The organism is Planctobacterium sp. AWH2_060 (assembly GCF_056158425.1).
Map to the genome: position 1 here is coordinate 4,163,634 of NZ_JBSWTG010000001.1, position 8,518 is coordinate 4,172,151.

Genomic DNA, 8,518 nt, shown 5'->3' on the forward strand with positions numbered 1-8,518 from the left:
TCAAAAGTTCAATTAATTCAAAAATCAGTTAACCCCTTTCTCGATTCTACGGCGTTATGTGCAAAACGAAGGAGAGAAAGCATGACTGAGATAATTTATTCGCACGCGACAGCAACCGCCGTTTCAGCCCAGCAGATTAGTAAAGTGGCAAAGTTTGCACTGTTACTGGGTATCGCCTCTGGCATTACTCTGGCGCTGTTTTATGCCATGGCCCAGTTGATTGCGCAGCAAAATATTCGCCCCACTGAATTACCGCCGCTGGTTACCATCGATGCGTCTTTTCGGGAGCCTGATGAAAAAGTAACAGAAAAGCAAACTCTGCCGGAAAAGCCTAAAAAGCTGGAGCCCCCGAAAGCCTTGCCCAGTCAATTGGAGCCTGATAGTGGCGGTGACGACATGAATGGCTTTGGATTGGATATTGCTCTGACTGGCCCAAGTATCAATACGGATGCTAACACCAGCCTTGATATCACTGGCGGAGAGGCGCGACCGGTGGTAAGAATATCGCCACAATATCCGCCAGCTGCCGCGCGGGATGGTATTGAAGGCTGGGTTATTTTATCCTTCTCTATAAACCAGACTGGTGGGGTGGAAGATATTGAAGTGCTGGATGCCGAGCCCAAGCGGGTATTTAATCGCGAAGCGATTCGGGCGCTGCGCAAATGGAAATATCGGCCACAGGTGGTGGATGGTAAACCGGTAAAACAAAGCAACTTAACTGTGCAACTGGATTTTAAATTAGAGCAATAGGAAGTTTGCCAATGAGCCTGGTTCTGGTATTAAAAAACTTGTTCCCCGCGAAAGCGGACAATGAATGGCTGATGGAGCAATACCGGTTAACGCAAGAAACCCGGTATATTGAGAGCCTTTACAAAGAGTGTGGTGACGATCTCTATCACTTTATGTTATCCCAAACCGACCGCCAGTTAGCTCAGGAAGTCTGCCAACTGGCCTGGTTAAGGGTGATAGAAAGACGCAATAGCTATCGCAGCAGCGGCAAGTTCAAAGGCTGGTTGTTTGCCATTGCGCGTAACTTATTGATAGATGAACTGCGTCGTTTGCAGCGCTGGCAAACAGAGGAAGAGACGCAATTGCTTCAGCCTGAGAACGAGGATGCAGAAGTGTGCACCAAATCATTGGCTGAGGCATTAAATCAACTGCCTTTTCATCAACGGGAGGCCATTGTGTTACAACAGGAAGGCTTTAGTCTGCAAGAAATTGCAGATATTTCCGGGCAAGAAATCGAAACCATCAAGAGTCGGCTCCGTTATGGCAAGGCTAAGCTTAAAAAAATCTGGAGGGTAGAGCATGTCTGAATCACATGATGATTTCGAACGCGCCTTGCAGCAACAGTTTCAACAACAAAAAAACAATGTAAAAGTCCCGGATGCTATCAAGCGCAATGTGTTGGCCAAAGCCAGACGCAATGCCGGTGAGGCTCAACCGATGTTTTCATTGGTCAACTTCCAGAGTGTGGCTGTATTGGCTTCGCTGTTTGTGTTCGGCTGGATATTCTGGTGGCCAACCGAGGCACCAACATCCCACAATGAGATGGCCATGTTGGAGTACCATATTCTGGAAACGGAACAACCGGCGGCCAATGCCCGAGCGTTGAGTTACGCCGCCTTGAGCGACCTGCCAACAAACAGTGCGTTATCTGCAAATAACAGGAAACATGTCAGGTTAGCGATTAAGCCTGATGGGGCGTGGCAGTTAACCTCTTGTGAGGATCAGGAAATTCTGTTGTCACGAGAGCTAGTGGCCATGTTGCAGGATTATGAGCGGGTGCCAGTGTCGGTGAGCCAGAACAAGCCTATGGACCTGTTATTGGCGCAGGATGGGAAAGTGCTGCAACTGCTGGAAAGTGAAGAGCCACTTAGTTGCGATTAAGTACAACGCTCATTTCAACGTTATCCAGCCCAGGTGCAAAGCCATCTTTTTCAGTGGCCAGAGTTGTGAAACTTTGGCGCTGAAAGAACTTACTGGTTTTCTGGCTGGTACAGAGACGGACAGACTGAATGTCTGGATTTAACTGGATTCGGTTTAAGCGCTCCTGTAGTAACTGATCACCAAATCCCTTGCCGTGAAAGTCGGCGTGGATCATACCCCAGCACAGATCTGCGCTGCGAGTGTCAGGATTAAAGGCGTAGCCGCCACAACCCACCAGAGTGTCTTTATGGTAAAGCAGTAAATAAGGCCCCGGCAGATCTAATAAAAACTCCGCGAATCCTTGTTTTTCTGCAGCTGAAAAATATTTCGGGCAATTAGAGTCAAAAATAGCTATGCAGGCATCATAATCAACCGAGTGATAATCTTGGTAACGCAATTCGGTCATGAATTTCCTGCTCCAAACAGACGTTTATCAGTTTCAGTTGCGCTTTCCTGACATTCACCGCGTATTTCTACTGAGCCAAATTGATTGTAATTACCCAGGATAAAATAGCCCTGTCGGCAATAACCGCTGGTTTGTAATTTGTATTCCAGCGCCTCAATGGCCTGTTCTTCCTGTTCCAACGCCAATTCACTGCGCAATTGGCTCATGCTTCTGCGGGGTTGCTGATTTGCGCCATTGGGATGGTTACCGCCGCGCAATACTGTCGGTGCCTGACCTTTAAAATTGGCTATGTAGATAAATAGCTTGGCGCCATTGTCTTTAATATCAGTAAGAAACGATTCGTTAGTAATACTCTTGGCGCGTTTCGGGCCACTAGCACAGGACACTGAGAGTATTAAAGCCGTAGCTAGTATGAATATCCTGTAAGCCAAAACGCGCCTCCAAAGCAGCCTGAATAATTTTTCTCCTGAGAAAATATACTACTGCTGGCGCTAAAACTAAAATGACAATTTTCTTCGCAATACAAATACTGCTGCCAGAAACCCTACGACCAGCAGGTTTGTTGTACCACCGTGTTCTGTGGTGACCACCACCTGACCGCCACTGGGAGCGCGATATTCGTATTCACTGCTTTCCAGAGGTAATAAGTATAAATCGTTGTCACTGTTGTGATCATAGACGTCTTGCAATTCATGGCTGTAGGCGTCATAGATTTCTATCATCAGGTCGTATTCGTTGCTGGCAAATCCTTCCAGCAATTCTGAGCTGATCACAAACTCATCGTGGCTATTGTCGCCATGCACATGAAAAACCGAACTGGTGTGGATTTCCTTAAAGATATGACCGTCCCCGAGAAATATTCGGGCGTATACGTCAGCCTGTGACAGGTGGGTGTCCACGTCAAACCCCAACTCAAACTCGCTGTAGTAATTGTCGTGATCATAGTCACCTTTTAAAGTGACCCAGGCGTCATAGACCCAGATAACATGGTCTTGCAGGGCCTGACGTTCACCGTTTGCCGATTTACTCTGTGCCGCCTGCGATTGCTTTTCAGACAGGTAGTCACTGTTAACCTTCTGAGGATGAGAAGATTTGACGGTTTTTTTATGAGTGTTGTCAGCTTGCTGTTCTACCGTTCGGGCTTGCCAATAAGTTTTGCTGGTGGATGCTTCGTCTGTGGAAGGCATCGAATCTGATTGGGGTTGTGCAAAAACCAGTTGGGGTAACAAAACAAACAGTGACAATGCGAATGAGCGCTTCATGGCTTTCTCCAGATGTTTTTTGATGTCTCTGGTATCGAGTTTGGTCGAGAAAGCATGAATCAGGAGTGAACTTTAAGTGAACAAGCTTGACTATCCGCCCGTTAGGTTACATTGATTTTTAAGCCTTTGCGTCCATATTGAATAGATTGAAGCTGCGCGTTCATCGCGCATTTTGAGGCACAAAGATATGCAAGAACTTACCCGTCAACAGGCTATGCGATATAACCGTCAGATTTCCCTGCCGGGGGTGGATCTGGAAGGACAGGAGCGCTGGTTAAATGCCAAAGTGCTAATTATCGGTGTCGGTGGACTGGGCTGCAGTGCGGCGCAGAATTTGGTAGGGGCGGGTATTGGTGAGGTCACCCTGGTAGATGATGATGTAGTCGATGTCAGCAATTTACATCGCCAGGTGTTGCATCATGAAAAGGATGTTGGCAAACATAAAGTGGACTCGGCCATAGAAACCCTGCAGCAAATTAACTCACAATGTCGAATTCATGGCATTAAGGCTCGATTGTCTGAAGAGGCACTGAGCAATGAAGTAAAAAATGCCGATATCGTGCTGGATTGTTGTGATAACCTGGATACCCGGAATCTCATAAATAAAGTGTGCTGGCAGCACAAAACCCCCCTGGTTTCTGGTGCGGCTATTCGCATGGAAGGCCAGCTGAGTTGCTATGAAAATGCCCCAGAATTGCCCTGTTATGCTTGTTTTAGCCAGCTGTTCCCTGAGCAATCGCTATCCTGTGCTGAAGCTGGTGTTTTACCTCCGGTAGTCAGTATCGTTGGTTCAATGCAGGCCATGGAAGCATTAAAGATGCTGTTGGGCCTGGGTCATTCTCCCATTGGCAAAGTCTTGTTATTTGATTTTAAGGTGTGCGAATGGCGCACTTTTTCCGTGCCCAAAAATCCCACCTGCAGTATTTGTTCCGGAAAGGTTTAAAAACGCCAGGAGCACTAACCAGAAAAAGCGGCGTACGGATTGGAATATGTAGTGAAACTTTACTAAATTGGGGGAATCGAGCAAAAAATAAGGAAATCCCGGAAGGGATATTAGACAGTGAATACCCTCAAGGTTATGCTTCACGCATCTGAATTAATTACTCCGGGCAATATGGACTTTCCACGTCTTTCAAGGCTGATACTTTTCAGTATTTTGCTGAGCATAACTCTCCCTGCAATGGCGCGTAGTGAATGTACTGACGCTGTGCATCTTCAGCCAGACATGAAATTGGGTATGAGTACCGCGCTAAGTGGTCCCGCTCAGTATTTGGGACAGTCCATGCGCGATGGTATGTTGGCGTATTTCGCGAAAACCAATTGTGCCGGTGGTCTGCGTGGCCATCGCATTGAGCTGGTGGTCCGGGATGATGGTTATCAGCCTGATAGTGCTTTGAACAATGTCAAAAAGCTGGTGCAACAGGATCAGGTTATGGCTGTATTGGGTAATGTCGGGACACCCACAGCGAAATTGGTGGCACCTTATTTACAAGAGCAGAAAACGGTATTTTTTGCACCTTACACCGGGGCCGGCATTTTAAGAGAGTCGCCACCTCAGAGTCATATCTTTAATTTCCGGGCCAGTTATGAACAGGAATTACAGGCGATAGTTGATTTTATTATTAAATCCGGGATTAAACCTGGACGCATTGCTTTTTTCCTGCAGGATGATGCTTACGGAACTGCTGGATTGATGGCTGCTACTAATGTACTTCAGCAAAAGGGTTATAAACGGGTAGATGAGCTTGTGGTAACCCGTTATCCACGCAATTCATTGCAGGTGGAAGATGCCATTTTGGAAATGCTGGACATGCCCAAACCGCCCAAAGCGGTCATTATAGTGGGCGCCTATGCGGCATCGGCCAAGTTCATTAATTACAGTCACAATTTATTCCCTGAAACCCTCTATTTTAATTTGTCTTTTACTGGTGCCTCAGCCCTGGGCACGAGCCTTAAGATCGCCAGCAACCGGGTGTTTGTTTCTCAGGTAGTACCATTTTTGGGTAATGGTTTGGCCTTATCCCATGATTTTCGGCAAGATATGGCTACCTTTATCCCGGACGGACAGGTCAATGAAATCAGCTTTGAAGGTTATATTGCCGCTCGTTTGTTGGTGGAAAGCTTACGCCAGCAAAAGGCGGAATTTACCCGCCAGGGGATCCGCGACGCATTAGAGCGAACCGATGAAATAGAAGTGGGCTTTGGCGTTCCGTTGCGTTTTTCTGCCTATGACCATCAGGCCAGTAATAAGGTTTGGTTGTTACAGTATCAACAAGGACAGGGATTTACTAAAAAGGTGTCAGGAGCGTCCGATGAATAGTGAATTATTTCCCCCCGGATTAGCCAGTCAAAGCGCTAAGAAGAAATGGTTTCGCTTCATTATTCTGGCGACAATTATCACGACTCTGATCAGCATTGTACTGATCTATTCCTATTCTCAATTGCGCAGTACCATGCATCAGGAAACCCGGGTTTATTTGGATAACAACACCCGGGTGATTAAAAGCTCTATCCAGCAGCATTTAAATGGCATCGAAAGTATCGCGGAAGAACTGGCCACTAATATTGTTAACTCCTCACTGGAACCCGAAGATATTCGCGCTATTTTGGAGAATACCGGCGCGATATACGATGGTTTTGTGGCTATTGGAGCTGCATTTGAGCCCTATGCGCTGGACGACAGTTTGCGCCTTTTCGCGCCTTATATCGTCCACTATGAAGGGGGCTATCGCACTGAACGGCTGGATGCCTGGTACGATTATTATGCACAACAAGTGGATGATAAATGTACTTCTAACAACTGGTATCAATGCGCCAGAACTTCAGAGCAACGTTGGCTGCCACTGCGCTTTGATGAGATCAGTAATGCCTGGATAGTGCAACATGTTAAGGCCTTAAAAGTGGATGGCAAGCTGCTTGGTTATGTCACTCTGAGTCTGAATATCAAAGACATAGACCGATTGATCCACAAACTGGATACCGGTGATGAAGGCTATGTGATTATTTTTGATAGGCAACTGCGGCAAATCTATCACTCGTTACATCCCAATACCCGGGACGCTTCGGAAGTGTTGTTTTCCCAGGTTTTTCCGCAACTTGATCCGAATGATATACACGCCCTGAGCGTGGAAGAACGCATCATAGTGCCCAATGAAGTCACCGATGTGCCATCCTTTTTGGATTTGGCTATGGTGGACAATACTCAGTGGACTATTGCGGTGGTGATCGAGCAGGAGTTCTTTGCTCATCACGAACTGCAGGCGGATGTTTCTACTGTAGCATCGGTGATTGAGAACAATCATCACATTCTGACTTTTGTGGTGGTATTGACCATTATTTGCTGGACTGCCCTGGGCAGCTCATTACTACAGGAAGGGTTTCATGGCCGGGTGTGGTGGTCGGCCTTGTTTATCACTCTGGCCTTTGTCGGTGGTATTGTCTATATCTGGGTGGAGCAGCAATTGACCGACCTTGATGGCATATATGGCAGTGAGGTGATCACCAACCAGGCTGATTTACGCAGTTTCGTAAAAGACTACAGCAAAAACACATTGCGGGCCCACAAAGAGCCGCCAATCTTTGTGCCTACTGGTGTGGCATTGCAATCCATGAAAATGGACAGCGAGAATAACCTCAAGTTAACCGGTTATATCTGGCAGCGATTTATGCTGGCCAATAATTTTGAAATTGAAAAAGGGGTGGTCTTCCCTGAATCCAGTGCAACGCAAATTCGACTGGTCTACGACGAAGTGGCCGACGGTTATCAAACCTTGGGCTGGGCCTTCGAAACCGTTATACCCGAGCATTTTGAATACGAAACCTATCCGTTTGATAAACAGTTGGTGTGGTTGCGCATCTGGCCCAAGGAATATCTCAAACACGTAGTTTTACTACCGGATATCGACTCTTACGACAATATGAATACCAGTAACCGACCAGGCCTGGAGCAAGAATTCACTGTCAGCGGATGGCGTGTAGAGCGCAGCTTTTTTGATATTCGCGAGAATAGCTATAACTCCAATATGGGGATAGCCAATCGCGCCAATAAAAACGAAGCGCCGGAATTGCATTTTAATATTGCCATCAGTCGTAATTTTATTGATCCCTTTGTGTCCTATCTGTTCCCGGTGATTATTGTGTTGCTGATGTTGTATGCGGTATTGCTGACTAATTCAAAAGATGAAAACCGCATTGGACTCATTGGTTTCAACGCCTTAGAGGTGTTGGCCTCGGCCTCAGCGCTGTTCTTTGTGGCACTACTGGCTCATGTTGAATTGCGTTCTCATATTGGCGCTAATGAATTGATTTATATGGAATATTTTTTCATTATCGCCTATATCATGATCCTCATTGTTTCGGTGAACTCCATTCTGTTTAGTTGGGGATTTAACATTACTCTGATCCAGTATCAGGATAACAATATCCCGAAACTGCTCTATTGGCCGGTTTTGGGCGGGTTATTGTTTATTTTTACCATGTTTGCCTTTTGGTAATAGAAAGTCCTGTAGCCAGGGCGAGAGCATGAGTGTTCATTTAGTGTCCAAATTTATGGGGTCACTTCACAGCCGCTCACCTTGAGGCGCAGTCGGCGCCCCGACAATGATTTCAAGTAGAGTAACATTGGTTGTTTCTTACAACGATGTCAGATTGACAGCCCAGTACTCTGATGTTGCTTCTTCGAAGGGGAGCTCCCCTTCAACCCCCTTTGCCCTTGGCGCGAGAAAACATAATCCTCAAGCGCAGCACCTGAAGACCGTCAATGAAAGTATATCCCTATACTTGCATCGACTTGGGCAACAAGGATTATTTGTAGGTTGGAATTTATTCCAACAATGAGTCTTAATTCAACCACCGCTGTCCGACTGGCCGATTTTTTGCTCATGCAAAATCGGCATTCACTAAATCCCTTTCGCTCAAGTCT

At 46.5% G+C, this 8,518-nt stretch carries 9 protein-coding genes; 6 read left to right on the top strand and 3 right to left on the bottom strand.

The window, feature by feature from the left end; all coding sequences use genetic code 11:
• Positions 1 to 81: 81 nt before the first annotated feature.
• The 3 genes from ACXAD8_RS17845 to ACXAD8_RS17855 are packed head-to-tail and all read left to right on the top strand — an operon-like array spanning position 82 to position 1,890.
• Positions 82 to 750, top strand: a complete 669-nt coding sequence (locus ACXAD8_RS17845) for a TonB family protein (RefSeq protein ID WP_475231333.1) — start codon at positions 82 to 84, stop codon at positions 748 to 750.
• Between the two features lie 11 nt (positions 751 to 761).
• The gene (locus ACXAD8_RS17850; RefSeq protein WP_475231334.1) at positions 762 to 1,316 is read left to right on the top strand and encodes an RNA polymerase sigma factor; all 555 of its coding nucleotides are present in this window, start codon (positions 762 to 764) and stop codon (positions 1,314 to 1,316) included.
• Entirely contained in the window at positions 1,309 to 1,890 is a 582-nt protein-coding gene (locus ACXAD8_RS17855; protein ID WP_475231335.1) for a hypothetical protein, read from the top strand. The genes ACXAD8_RS17850 and ACXAD8_RS17855 overlap by 8 nt, the downstream gene beginning before the upstream one ends.
• Here ACXAD8_RS17855 and ACXAD8_RS17860 read toward each other — a convergent pair.
• From ACXAD8_RS17860 to ACXAD8_RS17870, 3 genes are all read right to left on the bottom strand, one after another.
• On the bottom strand, positions 1,877 to 2,335 hold the full coding sequence (locus ACXAD8_RS17860) for a GNAT family N-acetyltransferase (RefSeq protein ID WP_475231336.1): 459 nt from the start codon (positions 2,333 to 2,335) through the stop codon (positions 1,877 to 1,879). The two genes, ACXAD8_RS17855 and ACXAD8_RS17860, sit on opposite strands and share 14 nt — an antisense overlap.
• Positions 2,332 to 2,766: a hypothetical protein gene (locus tag ACXAD8_RS17865; protein WP_475231337.1), complete on the bottom strand. Its 435-nt coding sequence runs from the start codon at positions 2,764 to 2,766 to the stop codon at positions 2,332 to 2,334. The genes ACXAD8_RS17860 and ACXAD8_RS17865 overlap by 4 nt, the downstream gene beginning before the upstream one ends.
• Before the next feature lie 66 nt (positions 2,767 to 2,832).
• On the bottom strand, positions 2,833 to 3,597 hold the full coding sequence (locus ACXAD8_RS17870) for a choice-of-anchor H family protein (RefSeq protein WP_475231338.1): 765 nt from the start codon (positions 3,595 to 3,597) through the stop codon (positions 2,833 to 2,835).
• A 187-nt stretch (positions 3,598 to 3,784) separates the two neighbouring features.
• On the opposite strand from ACXAD8_RS17870, the gene moeB reads away from it, so the two are divergent.
• From moeB to ACXAD8_RS17885, 3 genes are all read left to right on the top strand, one after another.
• Positions 3,785 to 4,540 (top strand): molybdopterin-synthase adenylyltransferase MoeB, encoded by a 756-nt coding sequence (gene moeB / locus ACXAD8_RS17875; RefSeq protein WP_475231339.1) that lies wholly within the window; start codon positions 3,785 to 3,787, stop codon positions 4,538 to 4,540.
• A gap of 117 nt (positions 4,541 to 4,657) precedes the next feature.
• Complete coding sequence (locus ACXAD8_RS17880; protein WP_475231340.1) at positions 4,658 to 5,917, top strand: ABC transporter substrate-binding protein; 1,260 nt, start codon at positions 4,658 to 4,660, stop codon at positions 5,915 to 5,917.
• The gene (locus ACXAD8_RS17885; protein WP_475231341.1) at positions 5,910 to 8,090 is read left to right on the top strand and encodes a PDC sensor domain-containing protein; all 2,181 of its coding nucleotides are present in this window, start codon (positions 5,910 to 5,912) and stop codon (positions 8,088 to 8,090) included. Before ACXAD8_RS17880 ends, ACXAD8_RS17885 begins: the two co-directional genes overlap by 8 nt.
• Positions 8,091 to 8,518 lie beyond the last annotated feature (428 nt).